Origin of the sequence: Nonomuraea sp. NPDC049625 (assembly GCF_040675285.1) — a bacterium.
Lineage (GTDB): Bacteria > Actinomycetota > Actinomycetes > Streptosporangiales > Streptosporangiaceae > Nonomuraea > Nonomuraea angiospora_A.
Map to the genome: position 1 here is coordinate 1 of NZ_JBFAOQ010000001.1, position 21,222 is coordinate 21,222.

The following is a 21,222-nucleotide window of genomic DNA, read 5'->3' on the forward strand; positions in this document are numbered from 1 at the left end:
CGGGCCGGGGTGGTGTGGGCCAACACGTTCAACAAGTTCGATCCGGCCTCGCCGTTCGGCGGTTACAAGGAGTCCGGCTATGGCCGCGAAGGCGGTCTGCACGGATTGGAGGCCTACCTTGACGTGTGAGCATCGCCGTCCCCGCCGCGCCAGGCGGCGGGCACAGGCCACCAGGGGTCACGCCTTCGCCAGGGCCGGGCGGCCCGTACGCACCGGCTGGTACGCCCACCGCTGCGGCGTGAGCCGGTGCGGCCAGGTCTTCGTGCCGGTCCAGATGTCGCAGGAGTCCACGTGGAGGGGGCGGGGCGATGAGTAGGTTGTCCGTCAGAAAGACCTACAAGCTGTTCATCGGAGGGGCGTTCCCGCGCTCGGAGAGTGGGAGGTCCTACCCCGTGACCTCGGCCAAGGGCGAATTCCTCGGCAACGCGTCCCGCGCCTCGCGCAAGGACGCCCGCGACGCCGTGGTGGCCGCGCGCAAGGCGTTCCCCGGCTGGTCGGGCGCCACCGCCTACAACCGGGGCCAGATCCTCTACCGGGTCGCCGAGATGCTGGAGGGGCGGCGCGCGCAGTTCGCCGAGGAGGTCGGCGGCGGCAAGAAGGCGGCGCTGGAGCAGGTGGACGCCGCGATCGACCGGCTCGTCTGGTACGCGGGGTGGTCCGACAAGATCGCCGCCGTGCACGGCGCGGCCAACCCGGTCGCGGGCCCGTACTTCAACCTGTCCTCGCCCGAGCCGACCGGCGTGGTGGCCGTGATCGCGCCCGCCGATCCGCTGCTCGGGCTGGTGTCGGTGGTCGCGCCCGTGATCGTGACCGGCAACACGTGCGTCGTCGTGGCGTCCGAGCGCACGCCGCTCGCGTCGATCACGCTGGCGGAGGTCCTGGCCACGTCCGACCTGCCCGGGGGCGTGGTGAACGTCCTCACCGGGCACCAGGCCGAGCTGGCGCCCTGGCTGGCGGCGCACATGGACGTCAACGGGCTCGACCTGACCGGGGTCGAGGACGCCGACCTGGCGCTGAGCTGCGAGCAGGCGGCGGCGGAGAACCTCAAGCGCGTCCTGCGCCCCTCCCGGCAGGACTGGGCGGCCGACCCGGGGACCGGCCGGATGACGCGGTTCCTGGAGACCAAGACCGTCTGGCATCCGGTCGGGGTCTGAGCACGGCACATCGATGAGTCTCGGTGAGTTCCTCCGGGCCCGGCGCGCCCGGCTCAAGCCGCAGGACGTCGGGCTCGGGCCGGGGGTGCGGCACCGGCGCGTGGCCGGGCTGCGCAGGGAGGAGCTGGCGCCGCTGGCGGGCCTGAGCGTCGGCTACTACACCCGGCTGGAGCAGGGGCAGAGCCCGAACGTCTCCGACGAGGTGCTCGACGCGCTCGCCCGCGCGCTGCGGCTGGACGACGACGAGCGGGCCCACCTGCACCGCCTGGCCCGCGCCGTCCGGTCCCGCCCGCCGGTCGGGCCTGAGCTGCTCAGGCCCGGGATCAGGCGCATGGTCGAGTCGTTCACGGAGGTGCCGGCCTGGGCGGTGGGTCGGCGCGCCGACGTGCTGGCCTGGAACCGGCTCGCGCACGCGCTGTTCACCCCGCACCTGGACTTCGACGCGCCGGAGCGCGAGCCGCGCCCCAACTTCGCCCGCATGGACTTCCTCGACCCCCGCTCCCGCGAGTTCTACGTCGACTGGGAGAGCAAGGCCCTGGACGACATCGCGTACCTGCAGGTGTCGCTCGGCAAGTTCCCCGGCGACGAGGGGCTGCACGCGCTGGTGGACGAGCTGACGGCCGGGAGCGCCGAGTTCAGGGCCATGTGGACGCGGCATCCGGTGAGCAACTGCGCCTCCATCTCGCGCGGCTACCGCCACCCCGAGCTCGGCGTCGTCACGCTCACCGCCGAGCTGCTGCGTACGCCCGACGACGAGGGGCAGGGCGTGGTGCTCTTCCAGCCGGAGCCCGGCTCGGAGGAGCCGCTCAGACGCCTGCTGCGGCAGGGGTAGCGCGGTGCAGCAGCAGGGCGCCCCCGGCCGCCCCGAGCAGGGCGACCGCCCCCGCCACCGCGAACGCCGCGTGCAGGCCCGTCAGCAGCTCGGCGTACGCCGACGCGACGGCGGTCAGCCCGGCCACCCCGATCGCCCCGACGAACGTGGGCATCTGCGCGAGGCTGCCCGCCACCCCCTGGTCGGCCGGGTCGAGCCCGGACGTGATCGTCGTGATCGCGGCCACCACGGTCAGCACGTGACCGAAGCCCATCGCCGCCGAGGTGGCCAGCAGCACCCCCAGCCCTCCCGAGGCGGGCAGGAACACCATCGCCGCCGTCCCCACGGCCTGCGCGGTCAGGCCGGCCGCCACGGTCGCGGGGGCGCCGTACGCGCCGATCAGCCGGGCCGCCAGGCCGCCCGCGACCAGGGCGGCCACGCCCTCGCCGAGGAACCCGAGCCCCGTCCGCAGCGCGGACCAGCCGAGCACGTCCTGCATGTAGACGCTCAGCAGCAGCGTCGCCCCGCCGCACATGCCGAACGTCACCAGCGCCACCGCCATCCCCCACTTCACCGTGGGCCGGCGCAGCAGCCGTAGTGGCACCAGCGGGGCGGCGTGCCTGGCCTCGACCGCGAGGAACGCCCCCAGCAGCAGCACGGCCGCCGCTACGCCGACCCACGTGAGCGTAGAAATACCGTAGACCAGGGCGAACAGCCCGCCGCTCGCCAGCACGGCCCCCGGCACGTCCAGCCGGACGGCGCTCCCGGCGGAGTCGCCGGGGAGCACGGTGAGCGCTCCCACCAGCACGACCACGCCGATCCCCACCAGGATGAGCATGGTCCAGCGCCAGCTCAGCCCGCTGGTGACCAGGCCGCCGCCGATGGTCCCGGCCACGAAGCCGAGCGAGAGCAGCGCCCCGTTGACGCCCATCGCCCTCGTACGCTTCGGGCCCTCGGAGAAGGCCGTGGTCATGAGGGCCAGCGCGGTCGGGCCGATCATGGCCGCCGCCACGCCCTGCCCGGCCCTGGCGCCGACCAGCACCCCGGGCACCGGGGCCAGGGCCGCCAGCAGGGAGAACCCGGTGAACGCCGTCACGCCGGCCGCGAACAGCCTGCGCCGCCCCACCACGTCCGACACCCGCCCGAACAGCGGCATCAACGCGGCAGTCGGCAGCAGGCAGGCGGTCACCACCCACTGCAGGTCGCCCCGCGTGGCGAAACCCAGATCGCGGCCGAGCTCGGGGAGCGCGACCGTGATGATCGAATAATCCAGACCTGTCATGAACGTCGCGCCGCACAGCGTGACGAGCACGAGCCATTCACGTGTGTTCATGCGGACCAGGCTGCGGCACGGCCCGCACGCCGGCCAGCGCCCCGCTGGAGGTACACCTGTCAGGTGCACCCTCAGCGGCTCGAAGCAGCGGCTCGAAACAGTGGCTCGAAGCAGTGGCTCAGAACGCGAAGCCGGGCGGCCTGACCGGGGGATGGGCGGCCTGGAGCTGGGCGGCCAGGCCGAGCAGGTGGGGTTCGCCGCCGGGAGGGGCGACGATCTGGACGCCGATGGGCAGCGCGGTGGAGTGCGTGGCCAGGGGGACCGTGATGGCGGGCCAGCCGCACATGTTCCAGGGGCCGGTGGCGGGGGCGTACCTGATGTTGGCCAGCGCGTTGCGGACGAAGCCGCGCTCGCCCCAGCGCTCGGCCTTCGGCGGGACGGTGGCCAGTGCGGGCGTGATCAGCACGTCGGCGTCCCCGAACCACTGGTCGGCCCCGTAGCCGCTCCAGCGCTCCCGGCCGCGCACGCCGTCGAGCTTGAGCGCGCCGAGCACCCGGCCCGCGCGGGCCAGCCCGCGGGTGCGGCGTTCGAGCCGGCGCCGGTCCAGGCCGTCGGCCGACGCGGCGGCCCTGGTGAGCCAGGTGGCGATCGTGGCGGGGCCGAGCCAGGCGGGCAGCTTGGCGCGGTGCTCGACCACCGTGTGCCCGGCCTGGCGCAGCGTCTCCGCCGCCCCGCGCACCGCGGCCTGGAACTCCCTGTCGACAGGCAGGCCGACGGGGAGCGGCTGGGGCGCGTACGCCACCCGCAGGTCGAACGGCTCGGGGCTGTCCTGGGGCGGCTGCGGCTCCCAGATCTCGTCGTCGTCCGCCCAGACCGAGCGCAGCATGGGTGGCCGTGGCTCGATCCGGCGGCCGCCGCGCCAGGACTCGGCCAGCGCCGGGTCGGCGGCCAGTACGGACAGCGCCAGCGCCAGGTCGGACGCGGTCGTCGCCAGGGGGCCGTTCTCCGTCAGCCCGTCCCAGTGGTCGGTCGGCGGGGGCACGAGCCCGGTGCCGGGCTTGACGGCCAGCACGCCGCAGCAGGCGGCCGGGATGCGCAGCGAACCCATGCCGTCGTTGCCCAGCGCCAGCGGCACCATGCCCGCCGCCACTGCCGCCGCGCTGCCCGACGACGACCCGCCGGCCGTCCTGGCCGGGTTCCAGGGATTGCGGACGATGCCGTACGCGCTGTCGCCGAGCGCGACGAGCCCCAGCTCGGGCAGGTTCGTCAGGCCGACGACCACCGCCCCCGCGGCCCGCAGGCGCGCCACCGTCACGTGGTCCTCCGGCGCGGGCGCGTCCGCCGTGACCGCGGACCCGCCGCGGGTGGCCTCGCCCGCGACCTCCAGGTTGTCCTTGACCGCCACGGGCACGCCGGCCAGCGGCAGGTCCGCCAGGTCGCGCCGTTTCTGCACGGCCTGCGCCTCCTCCACGGCCCGCTCTCTGATCCGCCGGAACGCCCCTACTTTGGAATCCCGCTCCGAGATGGCGTGAAGGTGCTCCTCGACGACGGTCGTGGCCGTGACGTCCCCACGCCGGACGGCCGTCGCGATCTCGACAGCGGACCTGCCTGCCCACAACATGACTAGAGTCTGCATCCTGGCAGCGCGGCTCGATAGGGTCGATGCACGTGAACGGACCCTCCCTTGCCCTCCGCCAGCGCTCGCTGGGTGACCCCGCGACCGAGTTCCCGCTGTTCCCGCCGCTGACGCGGGGCTGTCCCAGGACCAGCACGGACGAGATCGCCTATCCGCTGGAGATCACGTACGACTACGGGCGGGTGGATCCGCGCCTGTTCGAGCAGGAGCCGGGCACGGACCTCGCGCGCTGGTCGCCACTGCTGCCGCCGCTGGAGGCCCCCACGCTGGGAGAGGGCGGGACGCCGCTGGTGGAGTTCGACGGGATCTACGTCAAGGACGAGTCCCGCAACCCGACCTGGTCGCACAAGGACCGCCTCAACCGGGTCGCGGTCAGCGCCGCCGTCGCCTCGGGCGCGCCCGGAGTGGTCGTGGCCTCGTCCGGCAACCACGGGGCCTCGGCCGCCGCCTACGCCGCCCGAGCAGGGCTGCCCGCCATCGTGCTGACCTCGGCGGACTCGCCGCCCGCCGTGCAGGCGTTCGTGCGCGCGTACGGGGCCAAGGTCGTCTCCGTGCCCGCCGAGGCACGCTGGCCGCTGCTGCGCGAGGTCGTCGACCGGCTCGGCTACCACCCGGTCAGCAACCAGACGGTGACGCACACCGGGCACCCGTTCGGGCCCGAGGGCTACAAGACGATCGCCTACGAGCTGTTCCTGCAGCTCGGAGGCGTGCCCGCGGCCGTCTTCACCCCCACAGGGTACGCCGAGCTGCTCTACGGGATGTGGAAGGGGTTCGTGGAGCTGCGGCTGCTGGGGCTGACCGAGGCCGTGCCGCGGATGTTCTCCTGCGAGACGGCGGCCGGCGGGCCCCACGCGCGGGCGCTGGCCACCGGCGCTCCGGCCGCGATCGTCGAGCTCCGCGAGCTGGGGGCCAGCGACGCGTACGGCATCGCCGGGCCGGTCGGCGGGCACCGCGGGGTGGTGGCCGTGCGCGACAGCGGCGGCGAGGCCCTGCTCGTGACCGACGAGGAGCTGCGGGCGGCGCAGCGGGACCTGGCCGGGCAGGGGCTGTGGCAGGAGCTGTCGGGCGCGGCGGGGCTCGCGGGCCACCGGAAGCTGCGGCGGGACTTCGACGGGCCCGTCGTGTGCGTGGCCACGTCGAGCGGGTTCAAGGACGTGGGCGTGGGGGCCGAGCGCTTTCCGGTGCTGGAGAACCCGACCCTAGACGATCTTGCTCCAGACGCGTAGCGGGCCGATCGTGGTGAAGCCGTGCCGCAGGGCGTCCGCCGGGTCGATCTCCCAGCCGACCAGGGGCCGGCCGGGGAACACCCTGGCCGCCACGGCCAGGGTCGCCTCCCACACGGCTTCGCCGAACACGTTGGAGACGCCCACGACCTGCTCGCGCGGGGTGAGCACGGAGCCGCAGACGATGGCGCCCCCTCTCCTGCCGTACAGAATCGTGGCCTCGTCGAGGATCGTGGGCAGGAAGAGACCGCCGACCTCGCCGTCGAAGCACGCCTGCTCCCAGGCGCGCAGCGTGGCGGCGTCGCTCACCACCTCCATGGCGATCGTGGGCTCGCGGCGCTCCGGCGGCTCACGGTGGATCCACTGCCCCTCGAACAGCACCTCGAAGCCCGGCAGGTCGAGCGTGGCGAAGCTGTCCTTGACCGACGCCCCCGGGCCCGCGTCGATGCGGCCGAGCACGTCGGCCGCCGTCGCGTCGGGCGAGAGCGTCACCGCGTCCGGGTAGAAGGGCGGGGTCCTGGCGGGGTTGGTCCAGGCTCGGTCCGCGAACGCGCCGGGCATGCCGTGCGCGCGGCACATCGCGTCGCACCACTCGGCGTTGTCGCGGGCGGCGGCTGCCACGCTGGTCATGCTCGTCTCTCCTTGGCGCGGCGGGTGGGAGGCGCGGTCAGCGGGTCCTCCGGCCAGGGGTGCCTGGGGTAGCGACCGCGGAGCTCCGCGCGTACCGAACGGTAGCCCTCGCGCCAGAACGACGCCAGGTCCGCGGTGACGGCCACCGGGCGGCCCGCCGGGGAGAGCAGGTGCACCAGGACGGGCACGCCGGAGATCTCGGGCGTCTCCTGCCAGCCGAACAGCTCCTGCAGCTTCACCGCCAGCACCGGCCGGTCGCCCGAGTAGTCGACGCGGATGTGGGAGCCGCTGGGGACCTCGATGCGTTCGGGAGCCGCCCGCTCCAGGCGCTCGCTCCAGGGAATCAGGCGTTTCAGCGCCGCGGCCACGTCGATGCGCTCCAGGTCGGCCCGGCGGCGGGCCCTGGACAGCTCGGGCTCCAGCCACTGGTCGGCCAGGTCGATGAGCGCGTCCGTGGAGGGCCAGGGGGCGCCGATGGCGCGGTGGCAGAAGGCCAGGCGAGCCCGTAGGTCCTTGGCCTGTTTCGTCCAGGTCAGGACGTCGGGCTCCGCGCGCAGGCCGTACAGGACGGCCTCGCGGACGTCGGCGTCCTTGAGCGGGGCGGCGGACAGCTCGATCGAGCCCAGGCGCTCGACCCTGCGGGCGAGCACGTCGCCGCGACGCTCGCCCGGAGGGACGTGCCAGGCGATCTCGTCCTGGGTGGTGGTGGGGTGGGCCAGCCTGGCGGTCGCCTCGTCGATCTCCACGGCCTGCCTGATGCGGGCCGAGGCCGAGCCCGACTGCCGGTCGGCGACGGCGATGGCCAGCCACTCGGCGGTGTGCAGCCTGGACCCCTCCGGTAGCTGGGCCTGCGTGCCGGAGGCCATGAGATAGCCGCCGCCCCGCCTGCGCGCCACCCGCTCGGGGAACGCCAGCGCCACCGCCGTCCCGGCCAGTGCGTCGCCGGGCAGGTCCGGGCGGCCCGTGCCGGCGGTCCGCTGGAGCCGCCTGGTCTCCTGGCGCCAGCGGGCGGCGAAGCCGGTGCCGCCCCGGCGGGCCGCGCGCCAGACCTCCACCAGGTCGTCGCCGGCGTCGCGCGGCAGCTGCTCCGACAGCAGGGCAACCACCTCGGCCGCGCTCGGGCCGAGGTCGAGCAGGGCCCTGGCCAGGCGGGGATGCACGCCCGCGAGCGCCATCCGGCGCCCGCGCTCCGTCACCCGCGAGGCCGGGTCCAGCGCGCCCAGCGCCTCCAGGGTGCGGCCGGCGGCGGACATCGCGGCGGGCGGCGGCGGGTCCAGCAGCGCCAGGCCCGACGCATCGGGCGCGCCCCAGCAGGCCGCCTGCAACGCGAACCCCGTCAGGTCCGCGAGCGCGATCTCCGGCCGCGCGTGGTCGGCGAGGCGGTCGTGGTCGGCCGCCGACCAGCACCGGTAGACCGTGCCTTGCGCCTCGCGCCCCGCCCGGCCCGCGCGCTGGCCGGCCGACGCCTTCGAGACCCTGACCGTGGTGAGGGAGCCCAGGCCGCGGGCGTGGTCGGTACGGGGCTCGCGGGCCAGGCCGGAGTCGACCACCACCCGGACGCCGGGGACGGTCAGGCTCGACTCGGCGACCGACGTGGCCAGCACCACCCGGCGGGCCGGGCCCGGCGCGAGCACGGCGTCCTGGACGTGGGCCGGGGCCTGCCCGTGCACCTGGAGCACCGCCACGCCGTCCAGCATCCCGGCGACCCTGGCGATCTCGGCCACGCCGGGCAGGAAGCACAGCACGTCGCCGTCCCGCTCCGCCAGCGCCCTGCGGACCACCGAGGCCACGTGGGACAGCAGCGCGGGGTCGACGCGGAGGCCGTGCGGCGGGGCGACCGGGCGGGCAGGCGGGGCCCACACCGTTTCGACGGGGTACGCGGCGCCGGTGGCCGCGACGATCGGGCCGCCGATCAGCCGGGACCACGGCTCGGCGTCGGCGGTCGCCGAGGTGGCCAGCAGGCGCAGGTCGGGCCGGAGCGTGTCGCGTACGTCCAGGAGGAACGCCAGGGAGGTGTCCGCGTCCAGGTGCCGCTCGTGGCACTCGTCGAGCATGACCGCGTCCACCCCGGCCAGTTCCTGGTCCCGCTGGAGGCGCTGGAGCAGGACGCCGGTGGTGACGACCTCGACCATCGGGTTCGCGCCCGTGTGGCGCTCGCCCCTGATCGTGTAGCTCACGCCCATCCGCCTGGCCGCCGCGCGCACGGCCAGCCGCCGCGGCTCGGCGACCAGCACCCGCATGCCCGCCTCGGCCAGGGCGAGGGGCACGACCGTCGTCTTGCCCGTGCCGGGCGGGGCCGTGAGCACTGCGCTGCCGTGCCGGTCGAGCGCGGCGAGCAGGTCGGGCAGGACGTGCCGGATGGGCAGCGAGTCGTGGCGCATCAACGCGGGGCGGGGACGTCGGCGCTCGGGATCAGGTCAGGGCTCGGTATCCCGGCGGCGGAGAGGACGGAGTCGAGCAGGCCGGGGAAGCGGGACTCGAGGTCGTCGCGGCGCAGGCTCATGAACTTCAGCCGTCCCTCCTGCTTGGTGATGACCACGCCCGCCTCGCGCAGCGTCCGGTAGTGGTGCGAGGCCGTCGACTTGTGCACGCCCAGGTCGTCGCCCGCCTCGCCGCAGTTCATCACGCCGCTCAGGGCGAGCCGGACGACGATCTCCAGGCGGACGGGGTCGGACAGCGCCCGCAGGACCTCCGTGAGCTCGATGTCCTCCGTAGCCGGGTGAGGTAGCAGGCGCATGGTCAAACCCTACCTTCGTTCTATTGTTTGACAACAATCCAACTATACGTCAGTTTGATGCATGTCCAACTTTCTTCTGGAGGCCCCATGACTTCGCGGCTCTACCCGCTTGCTGCCGGAAATTTCGCCATCGGTACGGGCATGTTCGTGACCGCCGGGCTCTTACCGCCCATCTCGAAGGAACTGGGGATCTCGTCCTCCGCGGCGGGGCAGCTCATGACCGTCTTCGCGTTGGCGTACGCGGTGCTGTCGCCCGTTCTCGCCGCCCTGACCGCCCGGCTGTCGCGCAGGACCGTGCTGCTGGTGGCCCTCGGCGTGTTCGTGCTGGGCAACGTCCTGACCGCGCTGGCTCCGACGTACCCGCTGGTCATGGCCACCCGGGTGGTCGCGGCGGCGGGGGCGGCGATGTTCACGCCGACCGCGTCCGGCGTGGCGAACGCGCTGACCGAGCCCGAGCGGCGCGGCCGGGCGCTCGCGCTGGTGATGGGCGGGATGACGGTCGCGAACGCGATCGGCGTGCCCCTGGGCACCTGGCTGGGCTCGGTCTCGGGCTGGCGGTCCACGCTGTGGATGGTGGCGGGGCTGGGCGTGATCGGGTTCGCCTGGGTCGCGACGGTGGTGCCGGTGGTCAGGATCCCGACGTCGGGGCGGCTGCGGGAGCGTCTCGCGCCGCTGGGCGACCGGCAGGTGCTGGCGGTGCTGGTGACGCAGCTGCTGCTGTTCGCGGCGGCGTTCACCGCGTACACCTACATCGGGTCGCTGATCGACCTGCCGCTGCCCGCCGTGCTGTGGGCGTGGGGGATCGGCGGCATCGTGGGCAACCAGCTCGGCGGGCGCTTCACCGACCTGTACGGGCCGCGCAGGATGGTGCTGCTCGCCCTGGGCGCGAGCACCCTGTTCCTGGCCCTGATCCCCGTCGCGAACCTGGCCCTGCCCGTCGCCCTGGTATGGGCGTTCCTGTGGGGCGCGCTCGGGTGGCTGGTGGCCCCCGCCCAGCAGTTCAGGACCGTCTCCGTGGTGCCCGGTAACGTGCCGATCGGCCTGGGGCTGCTGTCGTCGGCCCAGTACGTGGGCCTGTTCCTGGCCGGGCTGGCCGGCGGCGCGACGCTCGACTGGTACGGCAGGACGGGCGTGATCGTGCTGGCCACCGCGTTCGGGCTGGTGGCGCTGCTGTTCACGCTGGCCACCTACCGTCCGCAGGCGGTCTCCCCGAAGGAGGGCGTGTCCGTCGGGTAGCGCGCCGTCGGCCAGAATGGTGATCATGTCCGAAGACATCGACCCCCGGAACGAGCCCGCGCCCTTCGGGGCCGTGGTGCTCCTGACGGCCGCCTCGGCGGTGGCGGTCATGGGGCTCACCGCGTTGCTGTCCCAGCCGCCCGGGCTGAAGTTCCTGCTGTTCGGCCCGATCGCCCTCGTCGTGTTCGGGGTGGTCGTCCACGAGGTGTGGTGGCAGCGGTGGTGGGGTGCGATCCCCGGCGCGGTGGCGGGCCTGGCGCTCTACTTCGAGGGCCGCGCCGCGCTGAGCGACCTCGTCGGCGACGCCTGGGCCCACCCCGTCGCGTACGTCGCCGCCTGGACCCTCTTCGCCGTCGTCTTCGCCCTCTGCAGCCGCTACCCCCGGACCCTCCGGCCGACGTGATCTTCTCCACCGCGTAGGGGACGCCGGATCGGTCCGCAGGCGGACGACGGGCGGCGGGCGCGGCGCCTACCGTCGGCGGCATGTTGAACGACCAGGTGACCTTTCGGCGCATCGCGGCGGGCGTACTGCTCATCGTGGCCCCGCTGCTCCAGGCCGTCGCCGTCGTCGTCGATCCAGGCACCTGGGGCGACGACCGGGAGGCGGTCAGCTACGGCGCGAACCCCGCGCTGGCCCAGACCGAGTCCGCGCTCTACCACTGGAGCTGGATGCTCATGGCCGTGGCCGCGCTCGGCCTGGCCCATCTCACCCGGCGCAGGGCCACGCGGCTCGGCCACGTGGCGGCGGGTATGACGGTGATCGGCTATCTCTCGACGTCCGCGCTGCTCATGATGGACCCCGTGGAGTGGTGGCTGGGGCAGCACCACCCGCCGGAGGAGGCCCAGCGGATCCTCGACGAGATGCTGAACCTGCCCGGGGTCATCATCGGCTTCCAGATGCCGTGGATCTTCTTCGCCGTCCTCGGCCTGCCGCTGCTGACCGCGGCCGTGTGGCGGGCGGGCTTCGTCGGCTGGTGGGTGCCGCTGCTCGTCTTCGTCGGCTACGTCGTCTCGTTCCCCGTCCCGTACGGGCCTCTGACCGTGGTGTTCTGGATCCTGCCCGTCGTCGCCCTCGGCTGGACCGGGTTGAAGATCCTGCGCATGGGCGACGAGGCGTGGGCGGCGTACTATCCGGCTCCTGCCCTCGTGTCAGCCTAGGGCCGGGATCCAGCCCGCCGTGACCGCGAGGATGAGGAAGAAGCCCAGGACGATCCGGTAGATCACGAAGCCGGTGAAGCGGTGGGTGCTGATGTAACGCAGGAACCAGGCCACGGCCAGGTATCCGACGACGAACGAGATGACCGTGGCGAGGATCGTCGGCCCCCACTCGGGGGCCGGGCCCTTGCCGATCTCGCGCAGCTCGAAGACGCCCGAGCCCAGCACGGCGGGGATGGCCAGCAGGAACGAGTATTTGGCGGCGTCCTCGCGGCGGTAGTCGAGCAGCAGGCCGGCGGTCGTGGTGCCGCCCGAGCGGGACACGCCGGGGATCAGGGCGAGCGCCTGGGCGAAGCCGTACACGATGGCGTGGGGGAAGCTGAGGTGCTTCTCCAGCGTGAGCTTGTTGCGGGCGGTGCGGTCGGCGAACCAGAGGAGGAGGGCGAAGACGATCAGCGTGGTGCCCACCAGGCGCAGGTCGCGGAAGACGGTCTCGATCTGGTCCTTGAACGTCACGCCGAGCACCACGATCGGCAGCGAGCCGACGATGATGTACCACCCCATGCGGGCGGCCCAGTGACCGCGCAGGTCCTTGTTGAACAGGGATCTGGTCCAGGTGGAGATGATCTCCCAGATCTCCTTGCGGAAATAGATCAGCACGGCCAGCTCGGTGCCGATCTGGATGACGGCGGTGAACGCCGCCCCTGGGTCCTGCCAGCCGGCGATGGCGGAGACCACCCGGATGTGGGCGCTGGAGGAGATCGGCAGGAACTCCGTGAGCCCCTGGACCAACCCCAGAACCACCGCTTCTAGCCAGCCGATCACGACGACAACCTTCCGAGAACGCGGGAGTGACGAGGGTGAGGCTAGCGGATGCCGGGGCCGGTGGGTTGCTCGCGTCGCGTACAGAGTCCCGTACGGCCACGAGGAGCACCGGCCCCGTGAGATCTCAGAGGCGCTGCCACATCGCGGCGGCGGCCTCGGCGTAGTCGGTGAAGTCGCGGGCCGGGCGGCCGAGCGCCTGCCGCACGCCGTCCGCCACCGAGGCGTTGCGGCCGTCCAGGATGCCGGTGAACAGCGCGGCCAGCCCCGCGGCCTCCTCCTCGGGCACGCCGTTCTTGACGGCCGCGGTCACGTACTCCTCCGGCGTCACCCGCGCGAACGAGATCTCCCTGCCGGTGGCCCTGGACAGCTCCTCGGCCGCCTGCGCGAACGTCAGCAGCCGCGGCCCGGTGAGCTCGTAGAGCCGGCCCGCGTGGCCGTCCCGGCTGAGCGCGGCGGCGGCCACGTCCGCGATGTCGTTCACGTCCACGAACGGCTCGGGGACGTCGGCGACCGGCAGCGCGATGACGCCTTCGAGCACCTGGTCGTAGAAGAAGCCCTCGCTGAAGTTCTGCATGAACCAGCTGCAGCGGACGATCGTCCACTCGGCCCCGGACTCCCGCACGGTCCGCTCGCTGGCCTCCGCCTCCGGCTCGCCCCGCCCGGACAGCAGGACCAGCCGCCGCACGCCGCCGCTCACGGCCAGCTCCGTGAACGCCTTGACGTCCTCGTACGCGCCGGGGAAGGCCAGATCGGGGACATAGGCGAGATAGACGGCCGTCGCGCCGTCGAGGGCCGCCGGCCACGTGGAGCGGTCCTGCCAGTCGAAGAGGGGGCGGGACCCGATCCGCACGGGCAGGCCGAGAGCGTTGAGGCGGTCAACCACGCGGCGGCCGGTCTTGCCCGTGCCGCCCAGAACCAGAATCGTCATATATCTAGTAAGCCGCCATACCCATAAGACTCTCCATGCTTGAGAAGCGCAATGGCATATGCGATCGTCTAACCCATGGACCAGCTGGCGGCGCTACTGGACGGCCCGCGGGCCCGTGGCGCCTTCCTGCTCCGCTCGATCCTGGATCCGCCCTGGTCGATGCGCATCCAGGACGAGGCCCCGCTGTCGTTGATCGCGCAGGTGCGCGGGGAGTCGTGGATCGCGTTCGACTCGGGCGAGCCCGTGCGCCTGTCTCCGGGGGAGGTCGCGATCGCCCGGGGGCCGCGGCCGTACACGGTGGCCTCGGAGCCCGGCCTCAAGCCGCAGGTCGTCATCCTCCCCGGCCAGGAGTGCCGCACGATCGACGGCGAGTCGCCCTACGACACCATGTCCATGGGCGTGCGCACGTGGGGGAACGACCCGTCGGGGGGCACCGTGCTGCTCACCGGCACGTACAACCTGGAGGGCGAGGTCAGCAGGCGGCTGCTGGACGCGCTGCCGCAACTGCTCGTCCAGCCGGGAGACCCGATCATCTCGCTGCTCGGCGCCGAGATCGTCAAGGACGAGCCGGGCCAGGAGGCGGTCCTCGACCGGCTGCTCGACCTGCTGCTCATCGCGGTGCTGCGCTCGTGGTTCGCCACTCACGCGAACGAGGCGCCCGCCTGGTACCGCGCGATGGGCGACGCGGTGGTGGGCCGGGCCATGCGCCTGCTGCAGAACAACCCGGCGCACCCGTGGACGGTCGCCGCGCTGGCCACCGAGGTGGGCGTGTCCAGAGCGTCGCTGGCCAGGCGCTTCACCGAGCTGGTCGGCGAGCCGCCGATGTCCTTCCTCACGGACTGGCGCCTGGCGCTGGCCGCCGACCTGCTGCGGGAGCCGAACGCGACGATCGGCTCGGTGGCCAGGAAGGTGGGGTACGGGAGCCCGTTCGCGCTCAGCGCCGCCTTCAAGCGGGTACGCGGCGTCAGCCCGCAGGAGTACCGGGCCGGATGAAACCACTGCTGCTGCTGGACGTGGACGGCGTGCTCAACCCGATGGGCCGGCCCACTCCGGACTTCCGGCGCTACCGGTGCACGATCGACGGCGAGGTCTACACCGTGCACCTCAACCCGCGCCACGGCCGCAGGCTCCTCGACCTGGCCCTGGCGACCGGCTCCGAGCTGGTCTGGGCGACGACGTGGGAGCACCACGCCAACGACTGGATCGCTCCCAGGATCGGCCTGCCCTCGCTGCCCGTCATCCCCGTGGACCCGAACGTGGTCTCGGAGCGCGGGGAGATGTTCAAGACGCAGCACGTGGCCCGCTATGTGGGCCGGCGGCCGTTCGTCTGGTTCGACGACCAGGTGTGGGCGGAGGACGAGGAGTATCTCAGGGTGCATCAGGGTCTGGCTGACTTCCTGCTCATCCACGTGGACCCCGCACGGGGACTGACCAGCCGACATCTGGGCATGGCACATGAGTGGCTGACCCTTACAGGGTTTTCTCAGGGTTCCTGACGGGAGTCCGTCGGCCTGTCCGTCCGTTGAACAGGTAGGTCGTCACACACGGAGGAAACATCATGTACCGCTCACGAGAGCACAGGATTCTGGCCGGCGTCTGCGGCGGTCTCGCCGACAAGATGGGCCTGCCGCCCACTCTCGTCCGGATCCTGTGGCTCCTGCTGTCGCTCATCCCCGGGCCGCTGTGGGTCGTCTACGTCGTCATGTGGATCCTCATCCCGGAGGAGCCGAGGGGCTACCGTTCGGCGGCGTGACGTCCGCGACAGGCGCCGGTGGGCCGCCCGCCGTGGATCGGCGGACGGCCGGCTCGACCGGTCGCCCGCTCACCCGGTCGGTCAGCCGGTACTGCTTGTACGCCCGCCGCCGCTCGGCCGAGATCGTCCTGCGCGCCACGCCGTACAGCCAGGCGATCTCGGTGCCGAGGTCGGCGCGGTAGGTGTGGGCCGAGTCCAGCACCGCCACGAAGACCTCGGCGACCAGATCCGCGACGGTGTGCGGATCCTCGACGCGGCGGGCGAGGAACGGCGGTCCGGGCCGCGTGCGCCGATGCCCGGGATGCCGCTTATCCTCGAAGGATGAGGGCAAGGCCGCTGACACTCGTCCAGGACGATCTCGTCGACTACGACGCCGCGATGGAGCGCATGACCGACCTCGTCGGGCAGCGCCAGCGGGACGAGCGGCCGGACACGCTGTGGCTGCTCAGCCACCCGTCGGTCTACACGATCGGGCGCCGCACGCCGATGGCCCACCTACCGGCGCCCGAGCGCGGCATCCCCGTCATGGAGACCGGGCGCGGCGGCCAGCTCACCTACCACGGGCCGGGCCAGCTCGTCGGCTACCTGATCGTCAAGCTCTCCGAGGACCAGGGCATCGTCGACTACGTCCGCGAGGTGGAGCTGCGGCTGGTGGAGGCGCTGGGCAAGCTCGGGCTGCCCGCCGAGCGCCGCGACACGCCGCCGGGCTCGGAGCTGCTGACCGGCGTCTGGACCGCCGAGACCGGCCGCAAGATCATCTCGATCGGGATGCGGCAGAGCCGGGGCGTCACGAGCCACGGGTTCGCGCTCAACGTGGACGGCGACCTGGAGCCGTGGAACTGGGCGGTCGCCTGCGGCATGCCCGACGTGGACATGACCTCGCTCAAGCGCGAGCTGGGCACGGCCTCGATGGCCGAGGTCCGCACGGCCGTGGCCACCGCCTTCGAAGCCTCCTGAGCGCTCCTTCAGCCGCGCGGAAAGACCCGCACGTCGGCATCATGTCCGCCACCGTCGAGTTTGCCGTCGCAGGTGTAGAGCGGGGCCTCGAGCGCTTCGGCGAGTGCGAGATAGGAAGCGTCGTAGGACGTGTAGTTGTGCCGCAGCTCCCAGATGCGCTCCGCGATGCCCTTGATCTCGTAGCGGGCGATCTTCAGCGCGAGATAATCGGCTCGCGCCTGCTCCGCCGCGGCCGTGCCGAGCTTGCCGCCGAGCGAGAGACCCCGCAGGGTCGAGAGAACCTCGACATCGAGCAGGTGAGGGGCGTGGATACTCGCTTGGAGGGCGTCGATGAGCTCGGCATCCGCCGCACGTCCCGCCAATGCCTCGACCATCGCGGACGAGTCGATGACGATCATCGTCTGCCCTCGTGGACGGCGTCGAGGATGTCGGCGGTGGACGGCCCTTGGGATCGATCCCGAGACTTGAGCCGCTTGACGATTTCGGCATTGGTCGGCCTGGCGGCGATGTCTGCCAACTCCCTCGCGACGTAAGCCGAAAGAGACATGCCTGCCTCGGCCGCGCGCTCCTTCAACGACTCGGCTACGGGTTCGGGGACATCGCGAATGTAGAGCGTTGCCATAGAGGAATGCTAGCAGTTTGCAAGCAGGCGGGTACGGCCGCGGTGGCCGTACCCGCGGGCCGGGTCAGGAGATCGGGACCTCGTCGACCGTGCGGCGGGGGCCGGTGAACCAGTGCTTGGCCGACAGCGCCCACCACAGGGCGATGCCGACCAGCACCACCCCGACCGCGATCGGGGCGTAGTTGACCGAGGTCCAGTCGAAGGCCTTGTTGCCGGGCACCCCGGCGGGCGAGATCGGCATGATGAAGTAGATCGACACGACGACGATCTCGACGCAGGCGATCCAGCAGAGCACCTTGTACTTGCGGCCGAGCGTCCACGGGCCCGGCTTGAAGGCGTCGCCCGCGCGGAGCCGGAGCCAGATCGGGATGAGGAAGGCCAGGTAGAGGCCGACGACCGCGATCGACACGACGGCCAGGAACGCGACCGGCGTGGTCAGCCCGGGAGGCGCGTAGAGGGCGGGCAGGGTGATCAGGGCGGCCACGACGCAGCCTCCGATGATCGCGTTGACCGGGGTGCGGTTGCGGTCCACCTTCGACCACAGCCGCCAGCCGGGCACGCCGCGGTCCCGGGAGAACGCGTACGTCATGCGCGACATCGACGTCACGCAGCTCATCCCGCAGAAGAACTGGCCGATCGTGGAGATCGCGAACACCACGGTGGCCAGCGGAGCTGAGAGCGCGGTCTCGAAGATGGCTCCCACGAAGCCGGACTGCTTGTTGATCTCGTCCACGTTCGTGGCCGCGAACAGGAACGACAGCAGCAGGATCCAGCCGCCGATCGCCGAGTAGAAGATCGACTGCCAGAGCCCGCGGGCGGCGGTCCTGGCGGCGCCCTGGGTCTCCTCCGACACGTGCGCGCAGGCGTCGAAGCCGGTGATCGTGTACTGGGTGAGCAGGAAGCCGAGCGGCAGCACGTAGAACCAGAACGACAGCCCGTCGGAGCCGGCGCCGAAGCCGGAGTTGTTGTTCGTGCCGCCGAAGACGAAGCCGAGCGACTGGTGGTGGTCGGGCGCGAAGATCAGGATCCCGACGACGATCGCGGCGCCCGCGACGTGCCACCAGACCGAGACGTTCTGCAGCAGCGAGATGAGCTTGTGGCTGTAGATGTTGATCAGCGCGTGGGCCACGAGGATGATCACGAACAGCAGGAACGCCTGTGGCAGCGTGGCCTCCCACGCGCCGTCGGTGAGCAGCTTGAGCGTCATGTTGAGGAACGTGGCGCAGCCGTAGTCCACCGACGCGGTGACGGCGATGAGGCCGATCAGGTTGAGCCAGCCGGTGAACCAGCCGTGGATCGGCTTGCCCAGCGTGGCGGCCCACCAGTAGATGCCGCCCGCCGTCGGGTACGCCGACACCAGCTCCGACATGCAGAAACCGATGATCAGGATGAACGCGGAGATCAGCGGCCAGCCCCAGGAGATGGCGATCGGGCCACCGTAGTTCCAGGCCTGTCCGAAGGTGGTGAAGCAGCCGGCGAGGATGGAGATGATCGAGAAGGAGATGGCGAAGTTGGAGAAACCGCTCCAGGTGCGGGCCAGCTCCTGCTTGTAGCCGAGCTCGGCGAGTCGCCTGGAATCCTCTTCAGTGGTCATTGAGGTCTCCCTGGGGGGCGTGGAGGACGCTCCATTTGGACTACATCTAGACCATTTCTTTGGCGACGACAAGGCGTTACAGGTGGGTTTCGGGCCCGTCAGGGCGTTCGGCCAACCGCCAGGACGATCTTCCCGGTGAGGGAACCGCCGAGCTGGGCGGCCTTCGCGTCGTCCAGGTCCTCCCACGAGCCGGCCAGGCCGATTTCGAGGGAGACGTCGTCCGCGGCCACGAGGGCGAGCAGGTGGGCGAGGTCGTCGGCGGGGGCCGTCACGTCGCCGAAGGAGTTGAGCGACCTGGCCCGGCCCAGGGAGAAGGTCGAGTTCGGGGGGAAGACGGCGGGCTGTCCGGAGGCCCAGCCGACGCTCTGGAGGTTGCCGCCGGGCTTCAGCAGGGCCCAGGCGGCGACGAGCGCCGGGCCGCCGACCGTCTCGATCACGACGTCGACCGGCTCGACCCCGTCCAGGCCCACCACGATGTCGACGGGAGCTCCGAGGCCGGCCGCCAGTCGCTCGGCGCGTTCCGGTCTGCTGACGGAGGCGATGACGTGGGCGCCGGCGCGCCCGGCCAGCTGCACGGTCAGCCGTCCCACGGCCCCCGACGCCCCCGTCACCAGGACGCGCGAGCCCGGCGCGGGTCCGGCGGCCCGCAGCGAACGCAGCGCCGTGAGGCCGGCCATCGGGAGCGCGGCGGCCCGTACCAGGTCCACCCCGTCGGGGACCACCGCGAGCGAGCCGGTGTCGAACGCCGCCCGCTCGGCCCACGCGCCCGCCCCGAACGCCGCCACCCTCGCCCCCTCGCGCGGTCCCGTGCCGTCCTCGGCGGCGCGCAGGACGACTCCGGCGGCGTCGTAGCCGAGCACGGTGCCTTCCGGCAGGCGGCCCATGTGCCGCAGGTCGCTGAAGTTGACGGACGCGTGACGGACCTCGACGAGCGCCTGCCCGGGCCCCGGCTCGGGTTCCGGCACCTCCGCGAAGCGTCCCTCGGCTCCCGGGCCCGCGACCAACGCACGCATGCTCATTCTCCCCGCTGTCAGGATGCGGACTGTCGGTCCGCTTCGATGGCAGGGATAGTATGAGGACCGACGGTCCGCTTGCAAGAGGAGGTAAGGCCGGTGCGGTCAGACGCGACCCGCAATCGGGAGGCGATCCTGCGGGCCACGGAGGAGCTGCTCGCCGCCCACGGCGCCGAGCACATCTCCCTCGACCGGGTGGCCGCGGCGGCGCGGGTCGGCAAGGGCACGCTGTTCCGGCGCTTCGGCAGCCGTACCGGGCTGTTCCAGGAGCTGCTCGCCGAGCGGGCCGCCGCGCTGGCGCTGGCCATCGAGACGCCCGGCTCCGCGCTCGGGCCCGGCACGCCGCCCGAGGGCCGGCTGACGGCCTTCCTGGACGAGCTGTGCGAGCTGGCCGAGCGCAACCTGGCGCTCTTCGCCGCGCACGAGCGGGCCTGCGCCGAGGACAAGTACCGCGACCCGACCTACCTGCGCTGGCACGCGCACGTGACGGCCCTGATCGCCGCGGCCCGGCCGGAAGATGGCCTGGACGCGGAGTTCGCCGCCCACGCGCTGCTGGGCTCCTTCGACGCCGATCTGGCCCGGCACGTCATGGCGGACGGCGGGGTGGCGCGGCTCAAGTCCGCGGTCAGGGGCCTGGCCGAGACCCTGCTCCAGGGTGCGGCTACTCCGCGAACGCGTCGGTAGCGGCCTGGCAGAAGGCCTTGAGGTCGTCCGGCTTGCGGCTGCTGACCAGGGTGTTGGGCCCTGACGTGCAGATCACGACCTCCTGGTCCGCCCATGTCGCCCCCGCGTTGCGCAGGTCGGTCCGCAGGCTCGGCCAGGACGTGATCGTACGGCCGCGCACGACGTCCGCCTCGATCAGCGTCCAGGGCGCGTGGCAGATGGCGGCCACGGGCTTGCCCAGGTCGAAGAAGGCGCGGGCGAACCGGACGGCCCGCGGGTCCATCCGCAGGTAGTCGGGGTTCGCGACGCCGCCAGGGAGCACGAGGCCGTCGAACGAGGCCGGGTCGGCGTCCTCCACCGTGTCGTCCACGGCGAACCGGTCGCCTTTGTCCAGGTGGTGGAACGCCTGGATCTGGCCCCGCTTGGTGGAGACGAGCTTGGGCGTGCCGCCCGCCTGCTTGACCGCCTTCCACGGCTCCGTGAGCTCCACCTGCTCCACTCCCTCGGGAGCGACGAGGAATGCGATGGTCTTGCCGTCCAACATGTGATCTCCCCCTTGGGGCTGAGTGCTTCCCTCTCCCCCTTTCCGGGCGCGGCCGTAGTATGCACCTTTACCCCTAGGGGGTATAGTGGCGGCCAAGGATCAAGGAGTGAAGGAGCGAGGCATGACCGTCACGACGTACCAGGTTGAGGGCATGACCTGCGGTCACTGCGTGAGCGCCGTGACCGAGGAGGTCGGCAAGGTCGCGGGCGTGAGCGGGGTCCAGGTGGACCTGGCGGCCAAGGCCGTGACCGTCACGAGCGAGGCGCCGATCGACCGCGTGCTGATCGACGCGGCGGTGGTGGAGGCCGGCTACGAGCTTGCGGGGGCGATCGAGCTCCTGCCGCAGGCGGGGGGTTCGTGCTGCGGCTCCGGCGGCTGCCACTGATCGCCCCGTAGGATGCCTCATCGTCCCCTTGGGGGTGCCGCATCACGGCAGCCCCAAGGGGACTGAAAATTTACACCGCAAAA

General features: G+C 72.3%; 25 protein-coding genes and 1 pseudogene. 13 read left to right on the top strand and 13 right to left on the bottom strand.

Translation table 11 applies throughout. The annotated features are described in order from the left end of the window. The 3 genes from AB0J87_RS00005 to AB0J87_RS00015 all read left to right on the top strand — a co-directional run. Window positions 1–129: aldehyde dehydrogenase family protein (locus AB0J87_RS00005; RefSeq protein WP_363963076.1), on the top strand; the 129-nt coding region annotated here is incomplete at its 5' end. A 179-nt stretch (window positions 130–308) separates the two neighbouring features. Next, a complete protein-coding gene (locus AB0J87_RS00010) occupies window positions 309–1,154 on the top strand; it encodes an aldehyde dehydrogenase family protein (RefSeq protein ID WP_363961854.1) in 846 nt (281 codons plus the stop codon). Window positions 1,155–1,167: 13 nt separating this feature from the next. Next, window positions 1,168–1,986: a helix-turn-helix transcriptional regulator gene (locus AB0J87_RS00015; protein WP_363961856.1), complete on the top strand. Its 819-nt coding sequence runs from the start codon at window positions 1,168–1,170 to the stop codon at window positions 1,984–1,986. On the opposite strand, the gene AB0J87_RS00020 is transcribed toward AB0J87_RS00015, so the two are convergent. Continuing rightward, window positions 1,961–3,298 carry an MFS transporter gene (locus AB0J87_RS00020; RefSeq protein WP_363961858.1) on the bottom strand — a complete coding sequence of 446 codons (1,338 nt, stop codon included), beginning with the start codon at window positions 3,296–3,298 and terminating at the stop codon, window positions 1,961–1,963. The two genes, AB0J87_RS00015 and AB0J87_RS00020, sit on opposite strands and share 26 nt — an antisense overlap. A 118-nt stretch (window positions 3,299–3,416) precedes the next feature. Further along, the gene (locus tag AB0J87_RS00025; RefSeq protein WP_363961860.1) at window positions 3,417–4,859 is read right to left on the bottom strand and encodes an amidase; all 1,443 of its coding nucleotides are present in this window, start codon (window positions 4,857–4,859) and stop codon (window positions 3,417–3,419) included. A gap of 47 nt (window positions 4,860–4,906) precedes the next feature. Here AB0J87_RS00025 and AB0J87_RS00030 point away from each other — a divergent pair, with 47 nt between their 5' ends. Further along, a complete protein-coding gene (locus tag AB0J87_RS00030) occupies window positions 4,907–6,100 on the top strand; it encodes a pyridoxal-phosphate dependent enzyme (protein ID WP_350741835.1) in 1,194 nt (397 codons plus the stop codon). On the opposite strand, the gene AB0J87_RS00035 is transcribed toward AB0J87_RS00030, so the two are convergent. The 3 genes from AB0J87_RS00035 to AB0J87_RS00045 are packed head-to-tail and all read right to left on the bottom strand — an operon-like array spanning window position 6,074 to window position 9,464. Then, on the bottom strand, window positions 6,074–6,727 hold the full coding sequence (locus AB0J87_RS00035) for a hypothetical protein (RefSeq protein ID WP_363961862.1): 654 nt from the start codon (window positions 6,725–6,727) through the stop codon (window positions 6,074–6,076). The two genes, AB0J87_RS00030 and AB0J87_RS00035, sit on opposite strands and share 27 nt — an antisense overlap. After that, window positions 6,724–9,108 (bottom strand): ATP-dependent helicase HrpB, encoded by a 2,385-nt coding sequence (gene hrpB, locus AB0J87_RS00040; RefSeq protein WP_363961864.1) that lies wholly within the window; start codon window positions 9,106–9,108, stop codon window positions 6,724–6,726. Before hrpB ends, AB0J87_RS00035 begins: the two co-directional genes overlap by 4 nt. Continuing rightward, window positions 9,108–9,464 carry a helix-turn-helix transcriptional regulator gene (locus AB0J87_RS00045; RefSeq protein ID WP_363961866.1) on the bottom strand — a complete coding sequence of 119 codons (357 nt, stop codon included), beginning with the start codon at window positions 9,462–9,464 and terminating at the stop codon, window positions 9,108–9,110. Before AB0J87_RS00045 ends, hrpB begins: the two co-directional genes overlap by 1 nt. Window positions 9,465–9,551: 87 nt before the next feature. Between AB0J87_RS00045 and AB0J87_RS00050 the strand changes: the two genes are divergently transcribed. From AB0J87_RS00050 to AB0J87_RS00060, 3 genes are all read left to right on the top strand, one after another. Then, on the top strand, window positions 9,552–10,700 hold the full coding sequence (locus tag AB0J87_RS00050; RefSeq protein ID WP_363961868.1) for an MFS transporter: 1,149 nt from the start codon (window positions 9,552–9,554) through the stop codon (window positions 10,698–10,700). Between the two features lie 25 nt (window positions 10,701–10,725). Next, window positions 10,726–11,103 (top strand): hypothetical protein, encoded by a 378-nt coding sequence (locus AB0J87_RS00055; protein ID WP_363961870.1) that lies wholly within the window; start codon window positions 10,726–10,728, stop codon window positions 11,101–11,103. Between the two features lie 80 nt (window positions 11,104–11,183). After that, window positions 11,184–11,858, top strand: coding sequence for a hypothetical protein (locus tag AB0J87_RS00060; protein WP_363961872.1), 675 nt, complete (start codon window positions 11,184–11,186; stop codon window positions 11,856–11,858). Here the strand turns inward: AB0J87_RS00060 and AB0J87_RS00065 are convergent. Both AB0J87_RS00065 and AB0J87_RS00070 read right to left on the bottom strand, forming a co-directional pair. Further along, window positions 11,850–12,680, bottom strand: a complete 831-nt coding sequence (locus AB0J87_RS00065) for an undecaprenyl-diphosphate phosphatase (protein WP_350741849.1) — start codon at window positions 12,678–12,680, stop codon at window positions 11,850–11,852. The two genes, AB0J87_RS00060 and AB0J87_RS00065, sit on opposite strands and share 9 nt — an antisense overlap. Before the next feature lie 124 nt (window positions 12,681–12,804). Next, on the bottom strand, window positions 12,805–13,608 hold the full coding sequence (locus AB0J87_RS00070; protein ID WP_363961874.1) for an NmrA family NAD(P)-binding protein: 804 nt from the start codon (window positions 13,606–13,608) through the stop codon (window positions 12,805–12,807). Window positions 13,609–13,683: 75 nt separating this feature from the next. Between AB0J87_RS00070 and AB0J87_RS00075 the strand changes: the two genes are divergently transcribed. The 3 genes from AB0J87_RS00075 to AB0J87_RS00085 all read left to right on the top strand — a co-directional run bounded on the left by AB0J87_RS00075 (window position 13,684) and on the right by AB0J87_RS00085 (window position 15,361). After that, window positions 13,684–14,601: an AraC family transcriptional regulator gene (locus AB0J87_RS00075; RefSeq protein ID WP_355204026.1), complete on the top strand. Its 918-nt coding sequence runs from the start codon at window positions 13,684–13,686 to the stop codon at window positions 14,599–14,601. Then, complete coding sequence (locus AB0J87_RS00080) at window positions 14,598–15,104, top strand: HAD domain-containing protein (RefSeq protein WP_350741855.1); 507 nt, start codon at window positions 14,598–14,600, stop codon at window positions 15,102–15,104. Before AB0J87_RS00075 ends, AB0J87_RS00080 begins: the two co-directional genes overlap by 4 nt. Before the next feature lie 62 nt (window positions 15,105–15,166). Then, window positions 15,167–15,361, top strand: coding sequence for a PspC domain-containing protein (locus AB0J87_RS00085; protein ID WP_350741857.1), 195 nt, complete (start codon window positions 15,167–15,169; stop codon window positions 15,359–15,361). Here AB0J87_RS00085 and AB0J87_RS00090 read toward each other — a convergent pair. Continuing rightward, window positions 15,321–15,692: a sigma factor gene (locus AB0J87_RS00090; RefSeq protein WP_363961877.1), complete on the bottom strand. Its 372-nt coding sequence runs from the start codon at window positions 15,690–15,692 to the stop codon at window positions 15,321–15,323. The genes AB0J87_RS00085 and AB0J87_RS00090 overlap by 41 nt on opposite strands. Here AB0J87_RS00090 and lipB point away from each other — a divergent pair. Beyond that, window positions 15,683–16,318, top strand: a complete 636-nt coding sequence (gene lipB, locus AB0J87_RS00095) for a lipoyl(octanoyl) transferase LipB (protein ID WP_363961879.1) — start codon at window positions 15,683–15,685, stop codon at window positions 16,316–16,318. The two genes, AB0J87_RS00090 and lipB, sit on opposite strands and share 10 nt — an antisense overlap. Before the next feature lie 8 nt (window positions 16,319–16,326). Here the strand turns inward: lipB and AB0J87_RS00100 are convergent, their stop codons facing one another. The 4 genes from AB0J87_RS00100 to AB0J87_RS00115 all read right to left on the bottom strand — a co-directional run bounded on the left by AB0J87_RS00100 (window position 16,327) and on the right by AB0J87_RS00115 (window position 19,547). Further along, a complete protein-coding gene (locus AB0J87_RS00100) occupies window positions 16,327–16,716 on the bottom strand; it encodes a type II toxin-antitoxin system VapC family toxin (protein WP_350741865.1) in 390 nt (129 codons plus the stop codon). After that, window positions 16,713–16,940: an antitoxin gene (locus AB0J87_RS00105; protein WP_185070191.1), complete on the bottom strand. Its 228-nt coding sequence runs from the start codon at window positions 16,938–16,940 to the stop codon at window positions 16,713–16,715. Before AB0J87_RS00105 ends, AB0J87_RS00100 begins: the two co-directional genes overlap by 4 nt. A 64-nt stretch (window positions 16,941–17,004) precedes the next feature. Then, on the bottom strand, window positions 17,005–18,534 hold the full coding sequence (locus AB0J87_RS00110) for an amino acid permease (RefSeq protein ID WP_363961881.1): 1,530 nt from the start codon (window positions 18,532–18,534) through the stop codon (window positions 17,005–17,007). A 98-nt stretch (window positions 18,535–18,632) separates the two neighbouring features. Continuing rightward, window positions 18,633–19,547, bottom strand: a complete 915-nt coding sequence (locus tag AB0J87_RS00115; protein WP_363961883.1) for a zinc-binding dehydrogenase — start codon at window positions 19,545–19,547, stop codon at window positions 18,633–18,635. A 99-nt stretch (window positions 19,548–19,646) separates the two neighbouring features. Here AB0J87_RS00115 and AB0J87_RS00120 point away from each other — a divergent pair, with 99 nt between their 5' ends. Further along, window positions 19,647–20,231, top strand: coding sequence for a helix-turn-helix domain-containing protein (locus tag AB0J87_RS00120; RefSeq protein WP_363961885.1), 585 nt, complete (start codon window positions 19,647–19,649; stop codon window positions 20,229–20,231). Here AB0J87_RS00120 and AB0J87_RS00125 read toward each other — a convergent pair. Then, the gene (locus tag AB0J87_RS00125) at window positions 20,209–20,754 is read right to left on the bottom strand and encodes a type 1 glutamine amidotransferase domain-containing protein (protein WP_363961887.1); all 546 of its coding nucleotides are present in this window, start codon (window positions 20,752–20,754) and stop codon (window positions 20,209–20,211) included. The genes AB0J87_RS00120 and AB0J87_RS00125 overlap by 23 nt on opposite strands. Window positions 20,755–20,875: 121 nt before the next feature. Here AB0J87_RS00125 and AB0J87_RS00130 point away from each other — a divergent pair. Next, a pseudogene (locus AB0J87_RS00130) lies at window positions 20,876–21,079 on the top strand (copper ion binding protein); the annotation flags it as partial. Between the last annotated feature and the right edge of the window lie 143 nt (window positions 21,080–21,222).

Excerpts from the sequence above, each read along its gene's own strand:
- lipB (WP_363961879.1), top strand. The coding sequence starts at position 15,683 with ATGAGGGCAAGGCCGCTGACACTCGTCCAGGACGATCTCGTCGACTAC.
- AB0J87_RS00110 (WP_363961881.1), bottom strand. The coding sequence starts at position 18,534 with ATGACCACTGAAGAGGATTCCAGGCGACTCGCCGAGCTCGGCTACAAG.
- AB0J87_RS00060 (WP_363961872.1), top strand. The coding sequence starts at position 11,184 with ATGTTGAACGACCAGGTGACCTTTCGGCGCATCGCGGCGGGCGTACTG.
- AB0J87_RS00045 (WP_363961866.1), bottom strand. The coding sequence starts at position 9,464 with ATGCGCCTGCTACCTCACCCGGCTACGGAGGACATCGAGCTCACGGAG.
- AB0J87_RS00080 (WP_350741855.1), top strand. The coding sequence starts at position 14,598 with ATGAAACCACTGCTGCTGCTGGACGTGGACGGCGTGCTCAACCCGATG.
- AB0J87_RS00125 (WP_363961887.1), bottom strand. The coding sequence starts at position 20,754 with ATGTTGGACGGCAAGACCATCGCATTCCTCGTCGCTCCCGAGGGAGTG.
- AB0J87_RS00085 (WP_350741857.1), top strand. The coding sequence starts at position 15,167 with ATGTACCGCTCACGAGAGCACAGGATTCTGGCCGGCGTCTGCGGCGGT.
- AB0J87_RS00025 (WP_363961860.1), bottom strand. The coding sequence starts at position 4,859 with ATGTTGTGGGCAGGCAGGTCCGCTGTCGAGATCGCGACGGCCGTCCGG.
- AB0J87_RS00015 (WP_363961856.1), top strand. The coding sequence starts at position 1,168 with ATGAGTCTCGGTGAGTTCCTCCGGGCCCGGCGCGCCCGGCTCAAGCCG.
- AB0J87_RS00075 (WP_355204026.1), top strand. The coding sequence starts at position 13,684 with ATGGACCAGCTGGCGGCGCTACTGGACGGCCCGCGGGCCCGTGGCGCC.
- AB0J87_RS00010 (WP_363961854.1), top strand. The coding sequence starts at position 309 with ATGAGTAGGTTGTCCGTCAGAAAGACCTACAAGCTGTTCATCGGAGGG.
- AB0J87_RS00035 (WP_363961862.1), bottom strand. The coding sequence starts at position 6,727 with ATGACCAGCGTGGCAGCCGCCGCCCGCGACAACGCCGAGTGGTGCGAC.
- AB0J87_RS00020 (WP_363961858.1), bottom strand. The coding sequence starts at position 3,298 with ATGAACACACGTGAATGGCTCGTGCTCGTCACGCTGTGCGGCGCGACG.
- AB0J87_RS00050 (WP_363961868.1), top strand. The coding sequence starts at position 9,552 with ATGACTTCGCGGCTCTACCCGCTTGCTGCCGGAAATTTCGCCATCGGT.
- AB0J87_RS00100 (WP_350741865.1), bottom strand. The coding sequence starts at position 16,716 with ATGATCGTCATCGACTCGTCCGCGATGGTCGAGGCATTGGCGGGACGT.
- AB0J87_RS00055 (WP_363961870.1), top strand. The coding sequence starts at position 10,726 with ATGTCCGAAGACATCGACCCCCGGAACGAGCCCGCGCCCTTCGGGGCC.
- AB0J87_RS00105 (WP_185070191.1), bottom strand. The coding sequence starts at position 16,940 with ATGGCAACGCTCTACATTCGCGATGTCCCCGAACCCGTAGCCGAGTCG.
- AB0J87_RS00115 (WP_363961883.1), bottom strand. The coding sequence starts at position 19,547 with ATGCGTGCGTTGGTCGCGGGCCCGGGAGCCGAGGGACGCTTCGCGGAG.
- hrpB (WP_363961864.1), bottom strand. The coding sequence starts at position 9,108 with ATGCGCCACGACTCGCTGCCCATCCGGCACGTCCTGCCCGACCTGCTC.
- AB0J87_RS00070 (WP_363961874.1), bottom strand. The coding sequence starts at position 13,608 with ATGACGATTCTGGTTCTGGGCGGCACGGGCAAGACCGGCCGCCGCGTG.